Genomic DNA, 25,966 nt, shown 5'->3' with positions numbered 1-25,966 from the left:
CCAATAAGTTTAATGGGGGTCATTTTGCAGAGTTGCTGCAAGGATTGCAATAATTTGTCCGGCCAGACGCGTTTTATTGGTTAAAGGAAGTTCTATCTGATTGTTTTTTGTAATTATAGTGACTTGATTGTCATCACTCTCAAAACCCATTCCCTTCCCCACCTGATTCGCGATAATCATATTCAATTTTTTCTGCTTTAATTTCTCTTTGGCATACTCAATCAGGTCAGTCGTTTCAGCCGCAAACCCAACAACATAACCGGCTTTACCGCTAGCGGAAACCGTACTGAGAATATCGGTATTTTTGACTAAATTAAGTGTTAATTCTGCATGATTATTTTTCTTCATTTTCTCTGCTGCGGGAGTCACCATTTTATAATCAGCAACAGCCGCCGCGCCTATAAATAGAGTTCCTTGTTGTAAACGATTCATGACCTCTTCCAACATGGATTGCGCGGACTCTACGCGAACCAGTTCTACTCCTGCCGAAGCAGATAGTGCACTAGGTCCACTGATCAGTGTTACTTGTGCTCCAGCCATGGCAGCCGCCTCTGCTAAAGCAAAGCCCATTTTTCCAGAACTGTAATTACTTAAATAGCGTACAGGATCAATCGCCTCTCGAGTGGGTCCAGCAGTGATCAACACTTTTTTTCCAGCCAGCAGCTGATGAACCTCATACAAACGCAGAGCACTAATGACCTGTTCTGCCTCACTGACCCGCCCCAATCCATGTTCACCACAGGCTTGAGAGCCCTCTTCAGGTCCAACAAACAGTACGCCACGCTCTTTCAATAGTTCGCAATTTGCCTGAGTTGCTGGATGAGCCCACATACTACGGTTCATGGCTGGGCAAACGATTACTGGCGTTTCAGCCACCAGGTACAACGTAGATAATAAATCATCTGCAATGCCCTGAGCCATTTTAGCAAGACAATTTGCAGAGGCCGGCACAATTAACAGATAATCAGCCCATCGCGCCAATTCAATATGTCCCATGGCATGTTCTGATTGCATATCAAATAAATCAGTACGCACTTCATTACTGGATAAAGCCTGCATTAATAAAGGACTGATAAACTGCTGAGCGGACTGAGTCATTACCACTCGGACATCGGCTCCAAGTCGGGTTAATTCCCTTACCAGATAGGCTGACTTATAAGCAGCAATACCCCCACAAACCCCCAGAAGGATTTTTTTATCAATAAAATCTTGCATGACTAACCATTTTTTATAAGAATACCACCGATCAAAGCATAAACTTCGCAATAAAGGAATATAAAAGGAATACAAAATGACGGTTGTCCAATCAACACCGCGGTTCGATCTGCGTGAAAAATTACTTAATTACGGCGTTCAAAGCCTCTCTGATACTGAGTTATTAGCAGTATTTATCAGTTCCGGAAGCAGGAAAAAATCATGTGTGCAATTGGCCTATGATCTCATAAAGCATCTTGGCGATTTACGAGCAATACTCAATGCCACTGCCCAGAACTTCAAGGAGATTCCCGGCCTGGGAGAAGTCCGCTACCTGCAATTACAGGCAGTAAAGGAAATCTGCCGGCGCAGTGACTTTATCCATTTACAAAAAGACACTCAGATAACCAACAGCAAACAAACCTATGCCTATCTGAAAAAAAGGTTACGGGATTATAAAAATGAAACTTTTGCTGCCTTATACCTTGATAATCAACACCGAATTATAGCCTATGAAGAATTATTTTCAGGGACCATTAATTCTGCAACAGTTCATCCACGACCCATTATAGAACGGGTACTTCAACTTAACGCAGCGGCTTTAATTCTTGCCCACAACCATCCTTCTGGAGTTTCCGATGCAAGTCACCAGGATCTGGAAGTTACCGTGCGCATTCGCGATGCGCTTGAATTGGTAGATGCTCGATTACTAGACCATATAGTCATAGGCGATAATGAGGTCTACTCCATCATCGCAGAGAGCAAATGGGTCTGCAATTAATCGTGTTCCTGATTGAAAAGGGTTCACTGATTTTTTAACACGAACAGAACTTACGAAAAAACCCCATCATCCTAAATTGGGTAGTTGAATCGTAAGTTTTGACTAAAATGTAATGGATAAAAAAAACATGGTACAACTGTTCATCCCTGATTTTATCAAAAACCGAATTGTTCAATTAATTCTTGCTCTCAGCATCCCTTTGGATATAGCACTTTCCGGCACAATAAAACATTTGCTCATTTTATTTGGATTGCCGTATTTAGCTTCCATAGCTCTTTACTGTTTGATGAATCCTAGAAAAACACCGATAAAACCCAGGATAAGCGAGCAATACAGGCCTTTAAAGTATAAAAAAACCCGGTTTTAAGGTCTGCTGCATCCAAAATAATTCAGCAATTATACTGATTCGTTCCTCTCGGAATCCCCAAAGATCAACCAGCTTTGGTGGATTCTTTATGGCATCAGAAGAAACAGGGGTTCAAAATGGATTTGTTTATTTTTATCTATCCAGAGCAAGCGATTTTGATTCCTTGCGATATTCTTCTGTAGGCGTCAGCAGAGCAGTAAAATCCCTGGAGCACCATCGTCGAGCAGTGAGCAATGAATGAGGTCCCTTACCATGGATTAGAGCCCATTGTGCATGCTCCAGTAATAAACCCGCTACATAAATCTGAGTCAAACAAAAAGCATAATGTCGTGCTGATATTTGTTGTTCCTCATCACTCATAGTCATCATGGATTCACTGTATTGCCTCAGACTACCTACCGCTTCCAGCATCTTTACTTTAAAAGGAAGTAAATCTGGGGTATCAATTGTATTCAAACGCTCCAGCATATCGTTAATGAACGGTAACAACGCATGCTCTTTCCGGATCGCACGCAAAACGTCCAGACTCAAAACGTTAGTCGTTCCTTCCCAAATTGCCAATACCTGCGCGTCCCGCAGTAATTGCGGCAACCCGGTATCTTCTACATACCCCGCACCACCAAAAGTCTCAAGGGCTTCACTCACAACCGTTATACCCTGCTTGGCAGTATACAGTTTAGCCAAGGGCGTAAGCAGTCGAAGCACTGCGGATTCCTCATGAGTAGCGTTCCCCGCCTCTTCTTTTCCTAATAACTCAATGGCATGAAATATCAGATGGAAAGCAGCCTCAAACTCCACTTGCAGATTAGCCAAGGTCTCCAGATGTAATCCATGTTCCGATAAATATTTACCAAAGGCCTTGCGTTTTTGTGCATAATCGCGAGAAAGTGCTATTGCCCTTCGCATATAGCCAACAGCGCAACAGGCATTATACAGCCGTGTAATATTAAATAATGAAGAAATTTTCTTAACGCCATCTCCTGGCTCACCAACCAAAGTTGCACGTGCGCCCTCCAGAGTCAGTTCCGCTGTCGGTAACGCATGAGTACCCAGCTTTTCCTTCAAGCGATTGATCCGAATATTATTTAAAGCTCCAGTCTCATCGCGAAGTTCCAGATAAAAAAGACTCAGGCCTTTACTGCCTTCAGGAGCTCCATCAATCCTGGCGAGTGTCATCGCCATTTGAGAAGTCGTTGCTGAAGTAAACCATTTAGTTCCCGACAAGCGGAACTGTGAACCATCAGGTATGGCCACGGTTGCCGTACCACTTACATCAGAGCCCCCCGTTCGTTCGGTCATCCATTGCCCTGAAGTCCAAAACTGTTTGGGATCAGACGAAACAAGATGTTGAAAAGCGTTCTGTCGGAGCTTTTCATCTCCATATAGCTCCAATGCCCTTGCAGCACCATCGGTCATGGCGAGTGGACAAGTAAATACAGCCGATGATGGGTGAAAAAGGTACAATTTGGCGAATTGGTAAATACGCGATAAGGCTCCATAGTGACGCGTGTATCCAATTGCGACTAATTGTTCTTCAGCCGAAATACGTTCAAGCTCTTTCCAGGCATTGGATGTTTCGATCAAATCCACTCGTCTTCCCCAGGGATCATAGGGAATATGACGAGGCGGCGTTAATTCAGCCTGTTTTCCAAGAAGATAAATGTCGTCAACAACACGATGTCCCAATCGATGCAGGTCTGGTTTGATTTCAGTTACTATGTGAGCAGGCAATTTCCATTCAAGATAGTCTCTTAAAACCCTGTCTTCTTCAAACTGGTTACCTAAACTGGGTGGTGATTGATAAAATTCGCTCATGTACTATCGTCCCTGTATGGTGATTCGGTTTATAATTTAATTTCAATGCAGTTAAGGCAAAACATCGATAATCAGTAGAATTAAACCCACTATAGCAATAAACGGGTGCAAGACTGCTACCAGTTTTAACACTGTTTTATTTTTAATATCGATAAACACCAAAGTCGCTCCCAGCAGTGCCGCTACAGAGAGTATTCCTAAACTGGTAATGAATAATCCAGATATCCCTGATACAAACAGATAACAGAACCCAATCAATAACGCTACTGCCGCAAAAGTCCCATGCAAAAATAATGCAGGAAGCAGAACAGGCTTATCTTGTAATACCGCTGTTATAAGCACAATCCCCAGACCAGCTGCTATCAAAAATAGAACGATTGCTATTCCTAACATAATCCCTCCTTTGGCACTATTGATCAGCGACTTCCATTTTAATCCAAAGCGCTTCGTGACCTTATTTAATTGACCAGGTAGCACTGTCTTCTTGCAAAACTCGTTGCACTTCATCTGTTGCTGTGCGTAAAGCCTCTTTGGTTAATCTTACTGTAATTGGAGGAATATTAAAAAATTGTAATATGAAGGTACTAAATGCGCTTTTATTATGATATTGATATAAAGCATCATAATCTTTCTGACTTATTTTAACGGCCTGAACGTATGCGTTCACATTCTGCTTTAATGAATTCTCCAATGTATCCCGTAAAGATCTGTAATCACTGAGATTATATTTTTCGTTGATACTTTCCCTGATAGCGGCCGCTGAATTGTTCAATTGCTCCATTACTTTGCTAATCACCATACTTTTTTCGTTATCCTTGCCATAGTTCTCAATTAATCGGTTCACTATTACCGTTAACCTTCCTTCAAGAAAATTCATTGCATTCAATATATACGTGTTTTTTTCCTCAAAGAATTTAACAATTTTTTTAAGATGATGTTCCGATTGTGTTTGCCGAATATGTTGGGTACTCGCATTTTTCATAGGCGATAAAGAGTGTCTGAGCGGATTAAAATTCTGTGTTTGGTTAATATAAGTACCGGACTGACTGTCTAAAGTACGATAAAAATTTTTAGTCCTGGCTCTATATTGTGACGCAGGATAGACATCATTAGCCCAGGGATCACAAATATATGCGTTATTACCCCATGTTTCTGGCTTATTAGGATGACTGTTTTTCTCCTTTCCGATCACTAAAAAAGCATGATCACCTCCGATGATATAGTAAACCTCCGCGTCAACCTGAGGTGCGAAATGAACTACATAATCCAAAGCCATTAAAGCCAGTTCATAACAATTTCCTAATGAATATTTTTTACAGAGATCAATTGTCTGGTAAAATCGCTTGATTGCTTTATCTATTTCCAGCGCGTATATCCGGGATTCCCTGCATGCGTATCTCAGATCAAATAACGCTTTTCTCAGAGAATATTGTTGAATTGCAAGATAAGAATTAGTAACAAGCTGGGTACTACCCATCAGAATATAGGATCGCGAATAGTCACAAGCACGTTGCGCGACCTGTTCTGAAGTTCCAATAATCTGAGAAGACGGCATAAATCACCACTCGATCAATCAAATTGGCATACCAGAAACCAATTTGACCAAAAATAAACAAACCATCCCTGCCTCCATTCATAATATTCCATTATTAATTAGAATCAAATGATTACTTACTGCACCCGTATTGTGTATACTTCAACTGTTTCTATTATTTACAGGACTTACGAAAATCGTTCAGTTCCTTCGTTAAAAGGTCTTTTTCGTAAATCCTTATTTATGGCTGTATTAAAAATCCCATTCTGAGTTTATTATTAAATTAGACAAAACCTATGGAACTTCTGAAAAATCTTGCTGCTGTATACGTTACCAAACCTGAATTTCGTACTGAACTTTGTGACGAGTTAGGAGATAAAACGGAAGTAGTTGAAGATTTGGTATTTTCTTCCCACAAGAAACTCGATGTATGTTTTGCCCAGGATATTTGGCTTGAACCCGTAGTCGCGACAGTTCAATCCATTTCAGAGGCGGTTAAAATACTTCGTCAAGCTGGAACATTCTGGTATTTACACCCGGTGAATCACATCAGAAGATCGCGCTTAATTGAAGAACAACTCCGCAAATGCCCTTCCATTACTCGTCATTTCGCCAGAGATATTGAACTGCCTGCTATTGGCGCTTTTTGCCTTCTGGATAAAAACACCCTGATTTATAGTGCTCAACGATTAAAAAAATGGCCACAGGGGCAGTGTTACTTCATAGAAGATAAAGTAAATCCACCCAATCGCGCCTATTTAAAATTATGGGAAGCTTTGTTCCTGCTGGGAAAATATCCTCAACCAGGTGATACGGTTTTAGATCTTGGCGCATCACCTGGCGGCTGGACTTACGTCATGCAATCGCTGGGCGCGACCGTTACTGCGGTTGATAAAGCGAAACTGGATGAAAAAATAGCGAAACTTCCCGGAGTTCATTTTTTACAACAGAGCGCTTTTGCTTTAGATCCTCGTACTATAGAACACAGTTATGATTGGGTGTTATCGGACGTGGCTTGCTATCCTGATCGTGCTTATGGCCTCATCAAAAAATGGATAGAATCTGGCAAAGCAAAACAATTGATTTTTACTATTAAACTCCAAGGTAAATCCGATTTAGCATCAATAAAACAATTTCAGGAACTCGACAACTCGCGTATTGTGAATTTATTTTATAACAAGCATGAAGCGACGTTTTTTTACCCCGCCTGAACTATTAATTTATTGGGTTTTCCCGCCCATCCAGCCCAACTTAAATCAATGGATAAAGAATCTTTGTCTTTTATTTTATCTGTTCAATAATTCATTATTAAGGTACCGAGACCTTGCTGATGAGATTGTGGATGCTCACCAATATCTTAAAACCTGCACATTTGACCGTCTTCAACTAACCGCCCAAAAGCAATTAGACCCTGATTAAATGCTTATAAAGGCACTAGGACTGGAGGTAGCAAGTGCCTTTGTCCTATGCTTGAGGGTATATAGTACGGGTATAAAAACTTAGCTCCTCCGGAAGTTGCGAGAAGCTAAGCTCTATTGAGAAGGGGTATCTAATGGTTAAAGGGGATATGACTCATTTTCTCAGATACATCTTCTATAAACCGCTCCCCATGGCTGGGTTTAAAGAATTGTGGCGATTGACCGGTAGCCATACGAAAGAATCCGACACCGCTAAAAACTAAAGATAGAATTCGAATACAATCTCTCATAAATCTTTGCCATATGGGATCTCGATGCTCTTTAATTATTTCCTTAGTTTCCTCTAATGAGTGATGAAATTCAGCCAATCGTTCCTTAGGTAACTTCTGATTATCTTCCAGGAAGAGGATCAAATCGCATACTGCAGATTTTTTGGTATGCAATAACTCGCTATTGTCTTTAGATTGATTCAAATGATTTAGATATTCTTTAGAAATTTTACTCAATGAATCAATCAATTCAATATCAGATGCTTCTTCATTACTTCGAAGTACTTTTAATTCCTCATACTCATTTTGAATTATTGGCGTTTGTTTTACTTGCTTTTGTTGAATTAAGTCTTCTTCGACTTCATTAATCCTGGTCTCTGAAACAGTATGACCCTCGGTTTCTATTTGCAGATCCTGATTAACAGGTTCAATTGGTTGTTGAGCATTCACTAACTCTGATTGTTCCTTTACGCTCTTCTCATCAAGTAATCCCAGGATACTATTCTGTTCCGAGAGTGTTTCTTTTGTAGTACTTTGTTTTGAGTGTGTCTCTGAATCACTATTTTCATGTATTGAACTGACTAAACTTGGCTTATCATCCATGGGAGCAATCAGGTCGCTGACTTTTTCCCCAGCAAGTTCCAGGCGATTTTGTCGGATAATAAGACCCGCTTTAGATGTAAGTGGGGTCCAAAGGAGGTCTGTAATTTTGGATATGGGATGAACATAGAACTCAGGCCAATGTTTCATCATTTTCAATACTATACTTTCATCTCTTATAGTTTCCATGTAAGACCCCAAACTAACAGGTTTTATTGAGAAAATAGTGTCCTCGACAAATTTCGTACCTTTAAAAACATAGAGATATTTACCACTTTTTGAATTAAGAGTATAAGAATTCATGTCCATTTCGCTAATTCTGTCATCCAGCATATCTCTGAAGTGTACATTTGCTCGAACGATAATATGGGCTTGTCTTTGGCTATGCTGATTGATAATATCCAAAGCCTCTTCTTCGGATACTCCAACCTGGGAACCTTCATTCATAAAGTGCTCATTCAACAGATCGGCTATCATCGAAAACAGTGCCGGGTTTTGAAAGGTTGCTGGCGTCAGTGTTTCTACGAATTTTCTGGGCAGTGCTAATGGAATGAAGAGATCGGCAACATCATCACGGTAAATACGCACGCCTTCGGTTGGTTCTTCAAAAACAGGGGTATCACGTCCAGGTGCTGAAAATGAAGGTCCTGAACTCGATGAAGAACTAGAAGAATTACTGGATGAAGAACTTGATGGCCAATCGTTCCAGTCAAAATCTGCAAAATTCCCCCTAAGAATATCCTCATTAAAATTCGGTTTTTTATCTGAAGGATATTGTTCATAAGCATCATAATATTTTTGGGCTTTATCTGGACTGTCAATGTGCAACCATGCGCTTTGTAACTCTTTAAAACGCTCTGTTGTATCTTCGCCTTTATTTTTATCCGGGTGCAGTATAATGGCCCTTCTATAGTAGGCTTTTTTAAGTTTCTGAAACGTACTTGTAGGTTCGACTCCAAGGATTTCGTAAACGGTTGGCATGTGTAACTCCTATAATTTAATTTGCGATGTTGAATAGGTTGTTTATTTGCTCAACTATTTTACGAAGAGGGTATTAAATAATTCTGAAGCTAAAGAGGCGGAAGCTGTATAGGGTATGCACATTTCGTATAGGTAATTCATATAGATTCTGATGAAAATAGAATTGAACAGTTAGAATGAGTATTAAAGGAAACCCTTAGTGCAATTAGCTAACGCTCCCATATTATAGGAGTTTGGAACAATCCATTGCATTAATGTAGTATCTAAAAGAGCTGGCTAATCGATTAGGTTTATCCGCATACCAGGAATTTAAAGCCTGAAGATCCACGCAATGCATAAAATGATAATTAACGCAGGCGGAATAGATAGGCCACAAAGTTCTGGATAGCTTATATCCTTCTAATAATTTAGCTTTTGGCCACAAGTCTGACCAATGTTTAAGGCATGCTTCTAACATCTGATGCCATATTAAATCCTGTTCTTTTACACCATGATGGACAGTAGCGGTATACAGGAAATTGTGTAAGGAGAAGAATGGGTGTGAAATGGCCAATTCGCCCAAGTCAATCAGTGTGAATTTCTGTGTCTCTGGATCAATTAACACATTGTTTGTGTTGAAATCTGGCTGAACCAGGGTCTCACTGATACCGTATAGGGATAAGGCCTGAAGTTGCTCTATTACGAGTGGATATAAATAATTCAACAGTTCCAATTCTGATTCCGTCACCCCATCCTCTTTTAAAAAATCGGTGTCATTGATTATTTCCCTATATAAACCAGGCAATTGATTTAATCGCCAATCTGGGATTCCTAACTTAAGAAACGGTTGTATATAACCTTCGGTGGCGCGTTGAAACGATGTAAATTGCTTGATTGCTTGACACAGTAGGTCTGTCTTACTCTCTTCGTTGAGGTATTTGCGCAGAGAGATTCCGGCACCTTTCATGAGGAAACAATGCAACTCATCGTTCTTAGCAATGATGCAAGGAACACTGGCTTTTAATTGATGGGTCAAAAATTGAATAACACGAGCCTCATTAGCAAGTAATGGCGCAGGTTGCTTTAAAAAGACATCGCCCTGTAAGGTAGGCAAGCGAATCACATGAGACCAGGGTGTTTCTTGAATTATCTCAGCCCTTCCTACTAAAGTATAACCTTTTGAGTTCAAACTAGCGGTTGCCCAGTTCATAATACCTGAATGATGTTCCATTATTTAACCTGTGTATGACTCAATTCCACCCATCTTAATTCAAGCATAGGCTATATCTCAATCTCATGGGGTTTTGGGTCATTATGCTTTATTGCACGTACTGGTATCTTATTAGACTGATTAAGGAACAAATCGCTGTAAAGTCCAGGTGTCATCAGTATATGTTGCAATTATTGAATCCGATAATCGATGTTCATTTAATTGATAAAATTTTATCTCTTCAGGAACAATTGTATAACCAATATATTCTCGAGGTCTTTCTGGAAGTGTCCTTTTATATAGCATCCTTAAAGCAACTAACTCTTCATCTAACTCCTGTTGTTTTTTTATCATCTGTCCGGACTTTGTGCCATAGACTAAAAAACGCAATCTTCGCTCTTGATCATAAGTCTCCCAGTATTTTATGTTTTCGCTTTCACCAAGCGGCCTTATTCTACCCAAGACAGTAACTTGTCTTTGGGTATTCGGTAACATAAAAGTAAAAGAAACATAGGGATTAACTGAACAATGTGCCACCTTCGCACTACCCAGCTGGGTAAAAAAAAGTAAGCCATGTTCGTTTATTTCCCGGATGGCTACTGTACGGCTTCTTGGAAACCCATTGTTATCTACTGTCGCTAAAACACCCATCTTAAAAGGCAAAGCTTCTGCATCTAGCCAAACCTTCATTAACCGTAACAACCAACTGTAATCAACGTGTTCAGGTAACTCTTCCAGAAACCAGTCTCTGTCCGCGAATTGCATGTTTTATATCACATTTTTTTACTCAGATGAGTTGGATTATACTATTACGTTAGTAATCATCATAATTGAATCTTTGACTCAATAACTCATTTCACTGGGAACGATACTATGCTGCTACAAATCGAAACGCAACGCACACTATTGCGCTTGTTAAGTGAAGAAGATCTAAACCTTGTGGCTGAATTAAATTCAGATCCCGACGTTAGAAAGTATTTTCCTGATGGAGTACAGTCCAAGGAACAAACCCAGCAAAGAATTAGGCAGTTGATAGGATTTTATAAAGAATATGGACTTCCTTGTTTTGTCATATTTAATAAGGAATCGAATGAATTTATTGGGCGTTGTGGTTTTGGTCTTATAGAGACAGGTGAAATTGAAGTTGGATATCTAATCGCAAGAAAATTTTGGGGTATGAATTATGCCTCTGAAGCTTTAAAAGGCCTTCTTAACTGGAGTAAAAATAATATTAAAACCGATTTTATTATTGCATTCGCTCCCCTGGAACACAAAGCTTCACACCGTGTAATGGAAAAATGCGGAATGCATTTCTATAAAGAGGATATTGGGCATGGTATAGAATGTAAATTTTATCGAATTAAGAACAGTGATTAATGTTGTTGCTTTAGCGAGTTGAATCCGCCCATTAAGGTCGCGCAGAAACCAATGGGGTCAGGCCCTGCCCCCATAAACACATAAACCCGACCCCTTCTTATCAATTACATTTTTTAGAATTCATATAATTTTGAGATATCTCTTACACGATAAACAGCTTATAGACGTAGAGTATTTATCCGGCGTTAACATATAATGTAATTGTTTGGCGCGGCTGGAATGATGACAGGACGTTTTAACGCCAGCGAGATCATGGATGGTCTCAAATTAATGGCAATCATAGCCGCGCACAGGCACAATTGATGATTGAATTCATCATTAACCAGATTTATTATCCTCTATCAGTATTCTATTCTAATTAAATTTCATGAAGCTCTGTAATTTTATACAATGCCATTTTATTCGTTGAGATTCATCTGAGTAATGTAGAATAATCCATCCAGTCGCCACCAATGGGGTCACACCAATGGGGTCAGGCCTTGAATTTTGAATTGAAACCACACTCCTCAGAGCTCTTTAAATGTAAAATTCAATCCCTGACCCCGTAAACACAGAAGATATTTAATTTTTATTGCAATAAGTTCTGTTATTGAGTCCTTTTTTTAGGTTAAGTTGACGATTTTTTCACGGTTTTTTTGGGTTTTGTTTCTTTTGCCGCTGTCACGTCATTAGCTTTTGAAGTTTTTTTGGGAGTTGGTGTTTTTACGGGTTTTTTCGCAAGTTTTTCACTTTGGACCTTATCGTTATGTTTTGCATGCAGGATTAAATTTGCTTTTTCTTTTAATGAACGTCTAATGGCTTTGAACTCTACCGTACGAATTTTAGCAAGATCCTTTTGTTGTGCGGTACTAATTAATACATTTCTCTCAATTTTTTCAGATAATAACGCGTATTTTTTCAGTACCCTTCGTGCATTGTTTGCCTGCTCTGTAGAATCAATCTTAGCTGGAAATTCGTGAATCTCTGCAACAATTTTTTTAATTTTTATTAATTCTATTGGAGTGCTATGTGGCATGATGAGTCTCACTTTTGTTAACAGTATAAAAAAGTATAGTCCATGGTTGGGAGTTCTTCCACTGCTCCCCTAAGTAATTCAAGACAGTTTCTACGCTTGCCACCCCTCCGAAAAATTATGTGTTTTGGGGACAGTTAATGTTATTTTTTGTTCTATTTTGATACAATGCATTTATTTAAATAAATAGATACTCTATGAATACTTCCACTTCTGTTTCAGCCACCCAAGAACTAAAAGCACTGCTTGAGATCGAAAATGCTAACAGACGAGCTTCTTGGTATCATTGTCTAACAAATTGCCTACCTTATGCTATCTTCACTAGTGGTGAACCTGAGATCATCTTCAATCCAGCAGGCCTCACCTATTATAATCTTGAGCTTACAAGCGTACTTGAAGATCGAAGTAACCTAACAAGCTATACTATCCCTGAGCTCATCGATACCTTCTTAATCAATGAAGGGGTTGGCATAGCCATTGAAGCACGTAATCCAAAACAAGCTATCGATCTCAGTTATGGCGACATCCTTGGTTTTCACCTCCATCGGACTTTTTCTGAACCAGAAGATCACTGGTTCAAAACAAATAAACCGCATGGTTCTATTATTCAAGAAGGGATGGATATCCTCATCAGCGACGTTCCCAAGCAAATCCTGCCCACTGCCTCAATAGAATTACTTGAAGCAATCATGCGGCATTACGGCCTCAACGATGCCAAAGTCAAGCTTATCTATCTCCCGGAAACCGAACAGCATGAGCTAGTCTTTTCGATAGACAAGAATCAATTAGAACCCAGCAAAATACAATCCCTACTCCAAAAACTAGGTTGGTTTTTACCAAGGTATTATTCCTATTTGGTTTGTGATCTGAACAATGTTTGGCCTCTAGTTGAAACACACTAAAACCCAGATAGAATGCCAATGGAGCCAGGACTTGAAGTTTGAATTACAAGCACACACCCCAGAAGTTTGTAAATTCAAAATTCAAGGCCTGCCCCCGGAAACACAGGGGGGTATAGAGTTATTCTTGATGTGATATAATAAGCCGTTTATACAGCAAAATTTGTTGGTACAACTTCATCCCCAAAATATATAATCAATAAAATCAATGATGAAGGCAAATGATAAAAAGGTGTTACTCATTGACGATTTTCTTAGTAAGAAATATCTTTGTTTCTCGTGATTTATTAATTACGTATATTTTAACTATCTGTAGAGGAAGTAGAAGATAACTTTATGAACTATAATGCGATTTTTTTGAACATTTACCGACTCATAACCGTTTTACTCCCAATGTTACTGGTTGCTTGTACGCATCAGCAAGCTAATGGTCCTGATCACTATGTAATCAAAGGGAAAACATATCATGTGATGAAATCAGCCAAAAATTACAAAGCAAAAGGAATTGCTTCCTGGTATGGTTCACACCCCCGGCATCAAAAAACATCGTCCGGTGAGCGCTTCAACAAGTATGCGATGACCGCAGCGCATCCAACACTCCCAATTGCTACACGGGTACGAGTCAAAAACCTGAATAATGGCAAGTCGATTATAGTTCGAATAAATGATCGAGGCCCTTTTTTATCGAACAGAATAATTGATTTATCCTTTGGTGCCGCTAAAAAACTCGGTATAAAAGGTCTTGCTCCTGTTGAAATTGAAGTAGTTTGATAGTGCAAATATTCCTTAATATGTATTGTGGAAATATAACAAATAAACTTTAAACACAATAAACCATTAAAACGTGAATAAGTGATATTTTAATATTGATATGAGCAAACCCAGTAACTGTCTTGAATTATAAATATAGGCAGTTGCTACTCCTGCTCTTTCTTTTCAAAAAATCCAGAAATTTCGTCATCCTGAACGTAGTGAAGGATCTCCACGTGCAGGCACTGGACTGTATTATCAGAGAATATTGAAAAGTAACCTTCAAAGCTCATCAGGCTCTTGAAAAGTCGAAAGAGATGATATTCGCTATACTTGGCTGATCTAAGGCTAATGCAAGTAATCGATCCACTCCCAGAGCAACTCCACTGCATGAAGGTAATCCATGTTCCAGAGCTTGGATTAAAAACGGATCTGCCTCTACTGCAGGCAATCCTAGCTGTTTTCTCTGTTCTTGATCCAGTGCAAAGCGTTTTGCCTGAGCATGAACATCCGTGAGCTCATGAAATCCATTAGCTAACTCGACTCCCCGATAATAGACCTCAAAACGTTCAGCAACACCATTCTGAATTTTAGCCAGTGACGCTTGGGAAGGCGGGAAATCATAAACGGCAACTGGAGCACTTTGTTTACCCAAAAAAGGTTCAACAACATGACTCATTAACAGGAATAAATACTGATCTCTATCCTGCTCTTGAGGAGACAACACAGATTCCAGTTGGTATTGCGACAGTACACTTCTAAAGTCATCTATTGAAGCAGTAAACGGATCAAGATCACAACATTCCATGAACGCTTCTTGATAGGTTTTTTTGATCAGAGGTTCGGTTTGCATCAACGTTTGCAGTAATAAATCCATCTCTTCCATCAAGGCATGATGATCGATACCTAGCTGGTACCATTCCAATAAAGTAAATTCAGGATTATGCCATCGTCCCAGTTCATCATCTCTAAAAACTCGAGCCAACTGAAATATAGGTCCGCTGCCTGCGGCAAGCAAACGTTTCATATGATATTCAGGGGAAGTTTGTAAACAATAGGATCGGTCTCTAAAAGTAGCCCTGATATTACTAAGGTACACATCAGTCACACCAAATTGAGCCATTATTGGTGTTTCAACTTCAAGATAATGCCTCTCGCTAAAAAACTGGCGTATTTGTGCGATAAACCGGGCTCGTTGCTTTAATAATTCTAAAGAAGCTGAAGGCTGCCATGACGGTTCAAACACCATTAATAAAAAATCCCCAATTCAAGTCGCGCGGCCTCCGTCATTCGTTCCTGCGTCCACGGTGGCTCCCATACCAACTCAACGGAACAATCACTCACGCCCTCGACCTGATTTACAGCCTGTTCGACAGTTCCAGGAAACGTTTGTGCTACAGGACAACCCGGAGTTGTAAGGGTCATTTGAATGTCTACATGACCTTCATCATTAATCGCAACATTATAAATCAATCCCAAATCATAAATATTGACTGGAATTTCAGGATCAAAAACACCTTTCAGTGCCAATATCACCTGTTCTTTCACTGCCTCATTATCCTGTTTTTTCTTAAAACCAAACATGCCAGACCTCTATCTAACGCAACGTGACGATTCAAACCTTAATGACATAGCCTAATTTTATAAATACCTGTTATTCAGTTTTCACTACGGTTGTGTCTTTATTTAAAGCCGCTTCCAAAGTATGCCAGGCTAAAGTAGCGCACTTAACCCGAGCGGGAAACGCCTTTACACCGGCAAGAACCGTCAATTTATCCATGGAACTTAATTGTTCTTCCTCATCCAAGGTGAGCATATTATGGAATCGATGAAACAAATCATGAGCTTCTTTAACAGTTTTACCCTTTAGTGCATCAGTCATCAGAGAAGCTGAGGCTTGTGAAATCGCACAACCACAACCTACAAAACTTAAATCAGTGATCAGATTATCAGCAATCTTGGCATATACAGTTAATTTATCGCCACATAAAGGATTAAAACCATTTGCCTGAGTTGTCGCATCCACCATGGAATGGTGATTACGCGGATTGCGATTATGGTCAATAATGATTTCCTGATAAAGTTCTCGCAACTCCATACTCATGCAAATACCTCTTTCACTTTTTTCAGCGCTTCAACACACAGATCAATTTCTTGTTGGGTATTGTAAAAAGACAATGAAATTCTTGAAGTCGCCGCCACACCATAGAAATCCATCAAAGGCATAGCACAATGATGACCACTACGAATCGCTATGCCTTCACTGTCCAGAATAGTACCAATATCATGAGCATGAATCTTACCATGCACAAAAGAAATCACTGGAACTTTGTGTTCCGCAGTACCGATAATGTTAAAACCTTTTACAGATTCAACGGCCGCGGTTGCATATCGTAATAATTGAGTCTCATACTCAGCGATAACATCCAGATCTAAAGACCATAAATAGTCAATAGCCGCGCCCAAACCAATAGCACCTGAAATATTAGGTGTACCTGCTTCAAATTTATGTGGAATCGCAGCAAACTCAGTGCCCTCGAAACTCACATAGTTAATCATTTCGCCCCCACCTTGATAGGGAGGCATACCGTTTAATAGCTCTTCCTTACCCCAAAGTACGCCTATACCTGTTGGACCATACATTTTATGTCCTGAAAAGGCATAAAAATCACAATCCAGATCCTGAACATCAACAGGTAAATGAGCAGTTGCCTGAGCACCGTCCAATAACACTTTGGCGCCGTAGGCATGAGCCATTTCAATCATTTTTTTCACTGGATTAATTGTACCCAAAGCATTGGAAACATAATTAATGGCTACAAATTTGGTGTTTTCATTTAATTTTTTTTCAAACTCATCCAGCAATAGTTCACCATTTAGTGAAATAGGAGCTACCTGCAGGATTGCTCCTGTTTGTTTACAGACCATTTGCCAGGGAACAATATTGGAATGATGTTCCATATGAGTAATGAGTATCTCTTCACCAGGCACGATATGAGGAGCAACAAGACTTTGAGCAACCAGGTTAATTCCTTCGGTTGTGCCGCGTACAAAAATACATTCTTTAGCTGACCTGGCATTAATAAAACGCTTTACTTTTGCTCGGGCATCTTCATACATCTCCGTTGCTCTGACGCTGAGTGCATGAACTCCGCGATGGACGTTTGAATTATCGTGCTCATAATAATGCGTCATCGCATCAATTACTGATTTAGGTTTTTGGGTCGTTGCAGCATTATCAAAATAGATTAAATCATAATCGTTGATTTTTTGACTCAGAATAGGAAAATCATTACGAATTGCATTAAAATTCAATGATGTAACTACTGAAGGATTAGTACTCATTAGCGTACCCCAACTGTTGAGTTAATAATTGCCCCATCCAATCAGCCAGGTCACGATTTTGAATGAGACGTAAATTGTCCTGAGCAAATGCATGTATTAAATATTTGGATGCTTCCAGTCTGCCAATTCCGCGAGTCGCCAGATAGAATAAAGCTTCCTCATCCAGTTGCCCAACGGTTGCACCATGAGAACATAATACATCATCAGCAAAAATCTCTAATTGCGGCTTGGTATCAATTTCCGCATTGGCAGAAAGCAGTAAATTCTTGTTTTGCTGTTTGGCGTTTGTATGTTGGGCGTCTTTGGATACGATGACTTTTCCATTAAATACAGCCCGTGATCGACCGGTTAAAATGCCTTTATAATCTTGTTCACTGGTACATTCCGGTACTAAATGATGTACGGTTGTATGATGATCAACATGTTGACCTTCCGCAGGAGCATAAATACCATTCATCAGACAATGTGCATGCTCTTCCTGCAAGTATATGCTGATATCACTACGCACCAGTTTTCCTCCCAAACTCAGGGAGTGATTGAAAAATTCACTGTGCGCGGATTGCCGCACCGCGGTATGACCAAGATGATAAGCCGATTTACTTTCGTTCTGAATTTTATAATGTGACAATCTGGCGCCTGCGCCAACAAATACTTCAGTAACCGTATTGGTTAAATAAGAACACGCTTCCGCGCCTTTATATTCTTCCAGAAGAGTAGCCTGGCTATCCGCCTCAGCGATAATCAAATGCCTTAAATGTACTGCCTGATTGTCCTGATTTTGGTTATGAATTAAAGCAATTGGTTCCTCAATGCACACACCTCTGGGAATATACAAAAATACCCCACTATGAATCAGTGCTGTATTCAAAGAATGAAAACCATGTTCCTGGTTTAAAATGGTTCCCAGATACGTTTTAATCAGATCTTCATGAGTGGTTAAAGCAAGGGCTAACGGCATTAACAAAACGCCTTTGGGTAATTGTTTAATCCATTCAGGTTCATTAACAACCACCCCATCCTGAATGAACACCTGTTGTTTCACCGGCAGATTTGAAGACGTTACACTATTTGAACTACTCGCATGCTGAGGTGTCTCAAACGGTTGTTTTAGAAAAGAATCGAGCAGGGTATATTTCCATTCTTCATCGTGACGGGTTGGAAAGCCATGACGACTTAATTGTTCCAGCGCTTTATCCTGCATTTGAGCAAGCCAGGGAATAGTAGATTTCCCGGCTTTAGCCTGCTGTTGATAAAAACTTAAAATCTCGTTCATCACTGCTCCGTTTCTTCAAGCCAGCTATAACCTTTTTTCTCCAGCTCAAGCGCCAAAGATTTATCACCAGACATGATAATACGGCCATTCACCAGAACATGGATAAAATCAGGCTCGATATAATCGAGTAACCGTTGATAATGGGTCACTAAAATTATAGATCGCTCGGCAGATCGCATGGCATTGACGCCCTGTGAAATAATCCGTAATGCATCAATATCCAGACCTGAATCTGTTTCATCAAGTATAGCCAGCTTTGGCTCCAAAGCCGCCATTTGAAGAATTTCATTCCGTTTTTTCTCACCGCCGGAAAATCCTTCGTTAATGCTGCGATATAAAAAGCTTTCATCCATATCCAATAATTGGCATTTTTCACGAATGAAACTCAAAAATTCTATAGCATCCAGAGTATTTCGACCCTGTCCTTTTCGAACAGCGTTGACTGAAGCCTTTAAAAAATTGATATTGGTTACCCCAGGTATTTCAACTGGATATTGAAAGGACATAAAAATACCGGCCTGAGCTCTTTCTTCAGGTGACAACGGTAATAAATCGTTCCCCAAATAATCTACTTCGCCACTGGTTACTTGATAAGAAGGATGCCCTGCCAGCACTTTAGACAAAGTACTTTTGCCTGAACCATTAGGTCCCATGATGGCATGCACTTCACCGGCGTTAACCTGCAAATTGATGCCTTTTAAAATTGATTGTGCATTCACTGCGACATTGAGTTCATTAATTTTTAACATATTAACCTACTGCCCCTTCTAAACTTATTCCTAACAATTTAGTGGCTTCCACCGCAAATTCCATTGGTAATTCTTTCAATACCTGCTTACAAAAGCCGTTTACGATCATTGAGACTGCATCTTCAGTGTCTATACCACGTTGTTGGCAATAGAATAATTGTTCCTCACTGATTTTTGATGTAGTCGCTTCATGCTCTACCTGAGCAGTCGGATTTTTTACTTCTATGTATGGAAATGTATGGGCTGAGCACTCACTTCCCATTAACATCGAATCACATTGGGTGTAATTTCGTGCATTGGTAGCCGTAGGCGCAATGCGAACGAGACCGCGATAGGCATTATGGGCGCGTCCGGCGCTAATCCCTTTTGATATAATGGTCGAACGGGTATTTTTTCCCAAATGAATCATTTTGGTTCCCGTATCAGCCTGTTGACAATTATTCGTTAAGGCAACGGAATAAAACTCACCAACAGAATCATCACCTTGTAAAATAACGCTGGGATATTTCCAGGTTATCGCAGATCCTGTTTCAATTTGAGTCCAGGAAATTTTTGACCGCTTGCCTCTGCAGGCACCGCGCTTGGTCACAAAATTATATATCCCACCTTTTCCTTCTTTATCACCAGGATACCAGTTTTGAACCGTTGAATATTTTATTTGCGCGCCATCCAAAGCCACCAGTTCTACAACTGCTGCGTGCAGTTGATTTTCATCACGCATGGGCGCAGTACATCCTTCAAGATAAGAAACATAACTGTCGGTATCAGCAATAATGAGTGTACGTTCAAACTGGCCTGTAGATGCGGCATTAATACGGAAATAGGTAGATAACTCCATTGGACAACGAACACCTTTGGGAATATAGACAAAGGAACCATCGCTGAATACAGCAGAATTCAATGCCGCATAGAAATTATCTCTATAAGGTACAACGGAGCCTAAATATTGCATTAATAACTCAGGATGCTCATGTACCGCTTCTGAAAAGGGACAGAAAATCACTCCTTTTTCAGCCAGCTTGGCTTTAAAAGTAGTTGCGACAGAGACGCTGTCAAAAACAGCATCAACAGCCACTCCAGCCAGCATTTCCTGCTCTCTCAAAGGAATGCCCAGCTTTTCATAAGTCCTTAATAACTCAGGATCCACTTCATCAAGACTTTTAGGCGCATCTTTTTTATTTTTTGGCGCAGAATAATAAGAAATCGATTGATAATCCACGGGAGGATAGTGCACGCTGGACCATTCAGGATGAGGCATGGTGAGCCAGTGTCTGAATGCTTTTAAACGCCATTCCAAGAGAAATTCAGGTTCGCCCTTAATTGCGGACAGACGACGAATAACATCCTCATTCAATCCTGGTGGAAAAGTATCCACTTCAATGTCGGTTATAAAACCATGTTGATAATCTCTGTCGAGCAGAGAATTAATATGCTCACTGCTTTTAGCCACGATTTACTCCACTTGCTAATTGCCGAACTCGATCAACATCCTGTGTATGAAGAGTTGGTTTTGCCAATGCTTCCAAACTGACACTATCCAGCGCAGTTTCTATCGCACGGCTTATTAAGCGCCAATTACCCTGAACGGTACATACTCCCTGCAAAGAACAATCATTGGGTTGCAAACTGCACTCGGTAAATCCACGATGTTCTTCCAACGCATAAATAATTTGTGACACTGATATTTCAGTAGCCGGTCTTTGCAGCCTGTATCCCCCGGTTACTCCACGCACCGAAGTTAACAGCCCTGCACTGGTTAAACGTTTTAATATTTTACTGACCGTTGGTACAGCTAAATGGGTATGTAAGGCGATATCACGAGCATTACACAGTTCCTGTGCATGCTTGGCAAGATATACCATCACCACTGTTCCATAATCAGCCAATTTGCTAAGGCGCAGCATAACACCCCCAAACCGAATTATCTAGTACCGAAAAGGTCTTAATTCAGGATAAACCCTGGTTGTGGATTCAATTCTGCTTTGAGATCCTATAGTATAAATATAGTACTAAATTGGTTCTATATATGACAAAAGGCGAATAGTACCTTATTATAAGGAAAATATCCAATCAAAATACCTTTTTTGACCCATTAATGGATATTTATTGAGTATCAATAGGGGCACTGTTCGTCGGATATCAATACAGTAAAACCATAATAGAATGCTGCCTTTTGGTAGCCTCACTCATCATCGAAAGTACCTTTTTCCAAAAAATTCAGTATTAATTTCTGCGTCTTAAAATTATTCATGATAAAGGTATGAGTAGAATTGATAACGACGAGATCTGCTTTTCCATCCAAATCAGCAGATGAAGGCGGCACTTTTGCATCAAATCGCCCCGCGATTATCCCCATTTTAATTTTGGGTACAGGCACATGATGTACATACGAGGATTCATCGGAACTCAGTTCTGCCAAAGGCTTAATGGGAGACGTAAATATCGGAAACATTTTTGTAGATAATTTTGCTAAAAAGGAGCCTTGGTTTGGCGGGGCCATCATGATCAAATACCCAATGTTCTTTAACTGATCTTTCGACAGTTTGGCTATGGCTTCCCTAACAATAATCCCTCCAAGGCTATGGGTAATAAAATGAATTTTAACCCCGGGATTCTGTGCTAATACGTGATCGATGTATTGATTTAAATGAATACTGTGTTCGTGAATAGTGTATTTTGCTGATGGATAACTGTATGAATATACAGTATACCCCTGATTTTCCAGAAACGATTTTAATAAACTCATACTCATGGATGTACGCATTAAGCCATGAATTAATACAACCAATTCACGTTCGTTTTGTTGTTTATTGCTCACTTCAGGAGCTTTAACCCCCACCTGATTGTTCTCATTGGCGGAGTACGCGTAAGCGGGCAGGAGAATACCTATTCCGATGAATAACATAAGAATGAATTGACTTATTAAGTGCTCATTGCGAATGACTTTAACCATCATACTCCCTGTCTGTATTTGAATAATACAATACCTCCTCATTCGCATTTCAACTGCGTGAGATATCGTAAACGGATTATAGTACCATTTATCTAAACTTCTTGTATAAGGCTCTTCCTATCAAAAACAAAATTAATACAATCACAGCCCAAAGCAACATCAACGGAACGAAAAATATGAAAAACTCTATCATTCCATAAGTAAATTGCCGCAAAGTTTTGATTAACTCTTGATAGGATTCGGAAATCACTTCAGTAATTTGCCACTTTGAATCTTGAGTTATCTGAATCTCGGGATTCATACTTAAATCTATTGTAATTAAAGAATAGGCTACTGATTCTTTATAATATTTGATTTGCCCCTCAGTAAGGTCTATTTTCCGTTGTGTTTCACTTAGTTGTTGAAAAACCAACAGTACGTCTTCTGTTTTCGTCGCGCCTTGCATGATTTTGGCGAGTTGCGCCTTGGTTGTTTTTAAATTATTTAATTCACTTTCAAGATTAACATATTGTTGCGTAATATCCTCACCAGTTACAGTTTCCTGTACGACCTTGATAGCCAGAACTTTTAAACTGCTTAGCACGCTATTTAAACCATTAGCAGGTACACGGATGCTGATTTTTGCATATTCCCCACCGCCATAAGAAACATTTTGATTCAATTCAGAATTAACTACATAACCTCCCGAATGGTCCGCAATTTGGGTTATTTCATCCAGGGCTTTTGGAATATCATTCACTTGCAAAGACAATTGCGCATTTCGAATAATCATTCGCCTCATCACCTGTTCTGATTGAACCTGTGCAGGTTTTTCTGTACTCATTGCGGCAGAACCGGGAACCGCATTATCCATCGTTTTATAAACAGCTGGAGCCCCCGCATACATGGTTGTTCCTGCTCGAGAAAACAAGAATTTATATCCGAATAATAATACCGAATAAATACCGATAACGACCAAGACAGAAACAATGATTTTCTTCATGATGATGCATCTCGTTGGGATGATACTAAAAAGTTTGGCATAAAATTCAACTAATAACCAATTTTTACTCTTGCTAATCTCACCTAAAGGAATAAGAATAAAGAATACAATTATTGGTCTTCAGGAGACAGGATGACTCACGACAAGGAAATCAGTGATCTGATGCAATCTGTTGCAGAAAAAAGCCTGCAAATTATTGCTGAATTAAAAGAAATGCCAAACCAACTTCCTGCCTTATTAAGTCAATTTATTGATTTAACGGAAAATTTCCAGAATTTAATTACCGTCCTATTAAATAATCCAGAAAAAGTTTGGCAAATGCAATTGAATTATTGGCAAGATGCTGTCAATTTAGCTCAGAATCAATTGAATCATTGGCTGCAAGGGAAAACCATGCCCATTGAAGATCATCGATTCAATGGAGAGGATTGGCTCAATAATCCTTTTTTTAATCTGTTGAGTCAGCAATATCTTCTCGCCAATGAACACATGAATTCCTTGTTGGAAAAAATGGAATATGGAGATAAAAATTTGGCAAAACGCGTTCGTTTTTTTGCCAAGCATTATATAGATGCCCTCTCTCCTGCCAATTTTATCCATACCAATCCGCAGCTCATTGCAGAAACCATACAAAGTAGAGGAAAAAATCTGTTGCATGGTCTGCATAATCTGCTCAATGATTTGGAAGTCAATTCATCACGATTAAACATCAAGATGACCGATACCGAAGCATTTAAACTCGGAGTCAATATTGCGACTACTCCCGGAAAGGTTGTCTTTCGCAATGCAATGATGGAATTGATTCAATACACTCCACAAACAGCCAAGGTAAAACAAATACCTCTGCTCATGATTCCACCATGGATTAATAAATATTATATTTTGGATTTAAGTCCACATAATTCATTAGTTAAATGGCTGGTTTCTCAGGGAATTACTGTATTTATTATTTCCTGGGTAAACCCTGATGAACGATTTGCCAAAAAAAGTTTATATGATTATTTAAAAGAAGGACCAATGACTGCCATTGCAACCATCCAGAAGCAATTAAACGTCAAAGAAGTGAATACATTGGGATTTTGCATCGGAGGTACTCTTCTGGCGACTTTATTGGCTTATAATAAAAGACATCAAGATGACTCGATTCGCAGTGCAACTTTCCTCGCTGCAATGATTGATTTTAGTGATCCGGGTGATATATCCGTTTTTATCGATGAACAACAGATTAAAAAACTGGAAGCTGAGATGGATGCCAAAGGGTATCTTGATGGTAAATTTATGGCGTCCAGTTTCAACTCACTGCGAGCAAACGATTTAATTTGGTCATTTTTCATTAAAAATTATCTGCATGGAAAAAATCCAGTTCCTTTTGACATCCTGTTTTGGAATGCAGATTCAACCAATATGCCAGCCACAATGCACTCGCAATATTTACGCTGGATGTATTTGCATAACGATTTGGTAAAACCAGGCAAAATACGCCTCAATAATACACCTATAGATGTAAGAACAATTGATATACCCACATTTTTTCTTTCTACACAAAAGGATCATATAGCCCCCTGGAAAACCACTTATACTGGCTTTCAACTCATGAACGGACCTAAACGTTTTGTATTGGGTGGCTCAGGGCACATAGCGGGAATTATTAACTCCCCGGCAGCAAAAAAATACGGTTATCGCACCAACACCAATTGCCCTGCCAGTGCTGATGAATGGCTGGAACATTCCGTCGAACATCCCGGCTCCTGGTGGGAAGAGTGGCTTAAATGGTTAAAATCTCATTCGGGTAAATCCATAACAGCGCCAGTATGGGATCAACTGCCTTTGCCGCCAATAATGGATGCCCCGGGAAGTTATGTATTTAAAAAATAATTGGGATAATACTGATTTGCAATGAAGATTCACAAGCAGTACTTAATCTCGAATAATCTCAATGGGATAGAATCTAATTCTATTCCCATTAAGAGATCACAACATCAAAGATCACGCCTAACTCATCAATTGCTTACTCTGATTTAACTTCGATCTTTCTATTTTTATGTCCTTTGGATGTATTCTTTGGAATTTCTACACTCAATACTCCATTTTTAAATTTAGCATCAATTTTAGCGTCATCAGAAACGCTTTCGAGGCTAAATTGACGAGAAAATGAACCACTGGTGCGTTCACTACAAATAAAATTCTTCCCTTTTTCATTATGCTCTGAACTTAATTCGCCAGATAAAGTTAATAAGCCGTTACCAAAATGTACATTTAAATCCTTAGCTTCCATACCGGGCAAATTGGCTTTTACAATATAACAATGTTCCTTTTCTTCAATATCCACTTCAGGCCATAGGTCATTTTTTAAAAATGAGGACAGATTTTTACCACCGCTCAATAAATTATTTTGAAATAAGGTATCCACATCATCTTTGATATGTCGCAACATATTCCAAGGTTCATATTGCATGAGGTTCATAATAATCTCCTTAT

Annotated in this window: 26 protein-coding genes; 7 read left to right on the top strand and 19 right to left on the bottom strand. The window is 39.5% G+C overall.

Features of this window, described 5'->3' with window-relative positions:
- Positions 1 to 9: 9 nt before the first annotated feature.
- Positions 10 to 1,215 (bottom strand): bifunctional phosphopantothenoylcysteine decarboxylase/phosphopantothenate--cysteine ligase CoaBC, encoded by a 1,206-nt coding sequence (gene coaBC, locus IZU94_RS00250; RefSeq protein WP_203107244.1) that lies wholly within the window; start codon positions 1,213 to 1,215, stop codon positions 10 to 12.
- 76 nt (positions 1,216 to 1,291) lie between these two features.
- On the opposite strand from coaBC, the gene radC reads away from it, so the two are divergent.
- Positions 1,292 to 1,975, top strand: a complete 684-nt coding sequence (radC, locus tag IZU94_RS00245; RefSeq protein ID WP_203107243.1) for a RadC family protein — start codon at positions 1,292 to 1,294, stop codon at positions 1,973 to 1,975.
- A gap of 112 nt (positions 1,976 to 2,087) precedes the next feature.
- A complete protein-coding gene (locus IZU94_RS00240) occupies positions 2,088 to 2,342 on the top strand; it encodes a hypothetical protein (protein ID WP_238400664.1) in 255 nt (84 codons plus the stop codon).
- Positions 2,343 to 2,474: 132 nt separating this feature from the next.
- Here the strand turns inward: IZU94_RS00240 and IZU94_RS00235 are convergent, their stop codons facing one another.
- The 3 genes from IZU94_RS00235 to IZU94_RS00225 all read right to left on the bottom strand — a co-directional run bounded on the left by IZU94_RS00235 (position 2,475) and on the right by IZU94_RS00225 (position 5,712).
- A complete protein-coding gene (locus IZU94_RS00235) occupies positions 2,475 to 4,157 on the bottom strand; it encodes an acyl-CoA dehydrogenase family protein (protein ID WP_203107242.1) in 1,683 nt (560 codons plus the stop codon).
- Positions 4,158 to 4,208: 51 nt separating this feature from the next.
- Positions 4,209 to 4,550 (bottom strand): hypothetical protein, encoded by a 342-nt coding sequence (locus IZU94_RS00230; protein ID WP_203107241.1) that lies wholly within the window; start codon positions 4,548 to 4,550, stop codon positions 4,209 to 4,211.
- A 61-nt stretch (positions 4,551 to 4,611) separates the two neighbouring features.
- A complete protein-coding gene (locus IZU94_RS00225; protein ID WP_203107239.1) occupies positions 4,612 to 5,712 on the bottom strand; it encodes a hypothetical protein in 1,101 nt (366 codons plus the stop codon).
- Positions 5,713 to 5,987: 275 nt separating this feature from the next.
- Between IZU94_RS00225 and IZU94_RS00220 the strand changes: the two genes are divergently transcribed.
- The gene (locus tag IZU94_RS00220) at positions 5,988 to 6,902 is read left to right on the top strand and encodes an SAM-dependent methyltransferase (protein ID WP_203107238.1); all 915 of its coding nucleotides are present in this window, start codon (positions 5,988 to 5,990) and stop codon (positions 6,900 to 6,902) included.
- 338 nt (positions 6,903 to 7,240) lie between these two features.
- Here the strand turns inward: IZU94_RS00220 and IZU94_RS00215 are convergent, their stop codons facing one another.
- The 3 genes from IZU94_RS00215 to IZU94_RS00205 all read right to left on the bottom strand — a co-directional run bounded on the left by IZU94_RS00215 (position 7,241) and on the right by IZU94_RS00205 (position 10,913).
- The gene (locus IZU94_RS00215; protein ID WP_203107237.1) at positions 7,241 to 8,959 is read right to left on the bottom strand and encodes a J domain-containing protein; all 1,719 of its coding nucleotides are present in this window, start codon (positions 8,957 to 8,959) and stop codon (positions 7,241 to 7,243) included.
- A gap of 223 nt (positions 8,960 to 9,182) precedes the next feature.
- A complete protein-coding gene (locus IZU94_RS00210; RefSeq protein WP_203107236.1) occupies positions 9,183 to 10,169 on the bottom strand; it encodes an aminoglycoside phosphotransferase family protein in 987 nt (328 codons plus the stop codon).
- 120 nt (positions 10,170 to 10,289) lie between these two features.
- The gene (locus IZU94_RS00205) at positions 10,290 to 10,913 is read right to left on the bottom strand and encodes a pyridoxamine 5'-phosphate oxidase family protein (protein WP_203107235.1); all 624 of its coding nucleotides are present in this window, start codon (positions 10,911 to 10,913) and stop codon (positions 10,290 to 10,292) included.
- Positions 10,914 to 11,021: 108 nt separating this feature from the next.
- On the opposite strand from IZU94_RS00205, the gene IZU94_RS00200 reads away from it, so the two are divergent.
- Complete coding sequence (locus tag IZU94_RS00200) at positions 11,022 to 11,525, top strand: GNAT family N-acetyltransferase (protein ID WP_203107234.1); 504 nt, start codon at positions 11,022 to 11,024, stop codon at positions 11,523 to 11,525.
- Positions 11,526 to 12,132: 607 nt separating this feature from the next.
- Here the strand turns inward: IZU94_RS00200 and IZU94_RS00195 are convergent.
- A complete protein-coding gene (locus IZU94_RS00195; protein WP_203107232.1) occupies positions 12,133 to 12,540 on the bottom strand; it encodes a hypothetical protein in 408 nt (135 codons plus the stop codon).
- 194 nt (positions 12,541 to 12,734) lie between these two features.
- Here IZU94_RS00195 and IZU94_RS00190 point away from each other — a divergent pair, with 194 nt between their 5' ends.
- Both IZU94_RS00190 and IZU94_RS00185 read left to right on the top strand, forming a co-directional pair.
- Positions 12,735 to 13,439, top strand: coding sequence for a hypothetical protein (locus IZU94_RS00190; RefSeq protein WP_203107231.1), 705 nt, complete (start codon positions 12,735 to 12,737; stop codon positions 13,437 to 13,439).
- Between the two features lie 333 nt (positions 13,440 to 13,772).
- The gene (locus IZU94_RS00185) at positions 13,773 to 14,207 is read left to right on the top strand and encodes a septal ring lytic transglycosylase RlpA family protein (protein WP_203107230.1); all 435 of its coding nucleotides are present in this window, start codon (positions 13,773 to 13,775) and stop codon (positions 14,205 to 14,207) included.
- Positions 14,208 to 14,478: 271 nt separating this feature from the next.
- Here IZU94_RS00185 and epmA read toward each other — a convergent pair whose 3' ends face one another.
- The 10 genes from epmA to IZU94_RS00135 all read right to left on the bottom strand — a co-directional run bounded on the left by epmA (position 14,479) and on the right by IZU94_RS00135 (position 23,488).
- A complete protein-coding gene (gene epmA / locus IZU94_RS00180) occupies positions 14,479 to 15,435 on the bottom strand; it encodes an elongation factor P--(R)-beta-lysine ligase (protein WP_238400263.1) in 957 nt (318 codons plus the stop codon).
- Positions 15,435 to 15,770, bottom strand: coding sequence for an SUF system Fe-S cluster assembly protein (locus IZU94_RS00175; RefSeq protein ID WP_203107229.1), 336 nt, complete (start codon positions 15,768 to 15,770; stop codon positions 15,435 to 15,437). Before IZU94_RS00175 ends, epmA begins: the two co-directional genes overlap by 1 nt.
- A gap of 70 nt (positions 15,771 to 15,840) precedes the next feature.
- Positions 15,841 to 16,290 (bottom strand): Fe-S cluster assembly sulfur transfer protein SufU, encoded by a 450-nt coding sequence (gene sufU, locus IZU94_RS00170; RefSeq protein ID WP_203107228.1) that lies wholly within the window; start codon positions 16,288 to 16,290, stop codon positions 15,841 to 15,843.
- Positions 16,287 to 17,531, bottom strand: a complete 1,245-nt coding sequence (locus tag IZU94_RS00165; protein WP_238400262.1) for a cysteine desulfurase — start codon at positions 17,529 to 17,531, stop codon at positions 16,287 to 16,289. The genes sufU and IZU94_RS00165 overlap by 4 nt, the downstream gene beginning before the upstream one ends.
- Positions 17,521 to 18,804: a Fe-S cluster assembly protein SufD gene (gene sufD / locus IZU94_RS00160; RefSeq protein ID WP_203107227.1), complete on the bottom strand. Its 1,284-nt coding sequence runs from the start codon at positions 18,802 to 18,804 to the stop codon at positions 17,521 to 17,523. The genes IZU94_RS00165 and sufD overlap by 11 nt, the downstream gene beginning before the upstream one ends.
- Positions 18,804 to 19,553, bottom strand: a complete 750-nt coding sequence (sufC, locus tag IZU94_RS00155; protein ID WP_203107225.1) for a Fe-S cluster assembly ATPase SufC — start codon at positions 19,551 to 19,553, stop codon at positions 18,804 to 18,806. Before sufC ends, sufD begins: the two co-directional genes overlap by 1 nt.
- A gap of 1 nt (position 19,554) precedes the next feature.
- The gene (gene sufB, locus IZU94_RS00150) at positions 19,555 to 21,003 is read right to left on the bottom strand and encodes a Fe-S cluster assembly protein SufB (RefSeq protein WP_203107223.1); all 1,449 of its coding nucleotides are present in this window, start codon (positions 21,001 to 21,003) and stop codon (positions 19,555 to 19,557) included.
- Positions 20,996 to 21,457, bottom strand: coding sequence for an SUF system Fe-S cluster assembly regulator (locus tag IZU94_RS00145; RefSeq protein ID WP_203107221.1), 462 nt, complete (start codon positions 21,455 to 21,457; stop codon positions 20,996 to 20,998). Before IZU94_RS00145 ends, sufB begins: the two co-directional genes overlap by 8 nt.
- A gap of 278 nt (positions 21,458 to 21,735) precedes the next feature.
- Positions 21,736 to 22,509 (bottom strand): esterase/lipase family protein, encoded by a 774-nt coding sequence (locus IZU94_RS00140; protein ID WP_439649214.1) that lies wholly within the window; start codon positions 22,507 to 22,509, stop codon positions 21,736 to 21,738.
- An 85-nt stretch (positions 22,510 to 22,594) separates the two neighbouring features.
- Complete coding sequence (locus tag IZU94_RS00135) at positions 22,595 to 23,488, bottom strand: DUF4349 domain-containing protein (protein ID WP_203107219.1); 894 nt, start codon at positions 23,486 to 23,488, stop codon at positions 22,595 to 22,597.
- A gap of 132 nt (positions 23,489 to 23,620) precedes the next feature.
- On the opposite strand from IZU94_RS00135, the gene IZU94_RS00130 reads away from it, so the two are divergent.
- Entirely contained in the window at positions 23,621 to 25,363 is a 1,743-nt protein-coding gene (locus IZU94_RS00130) for a PHA/PHB synthase family protein (RefSeq protein WP_203107217.1), read from the top strand.
- A 133-nt stretch (positions 25,364 to 25,496) separates the two neighbouring features.
- Here the strand turns inward: IZU94_RS00130 and IZU94_RS00125 are convergent, their stop codons facing one another.
- Positions 25,497 to 25,952, bottom strand: coding sequence for an Hsp20/alpha crystallin family protein (locus IZU94_RS00125; protein ID WP_203107216.1), 456 nt, complete (start codon positions 25,950 to 25,952; stop codon positions 25,497 to 25,499).
- Between the last annotated feature and the right edge of the window lie 14 nt (positions 25,953 to 25,966).

The sequence above is a fragment of the Legionella bononiensis genome (assembly GCF_016786215.1).
Classification (GTDB): domain Bacteria; phylum Pseudomonadota; class Gammaproteobacteria; order Legionellales; family Legionellaceae; genus Legionella; species Legionella bononiensis.
Note: the sequence above shows the minus strand (reverse complement) of the source record. Positions and strands in the feature narration are given on the sequence as shown.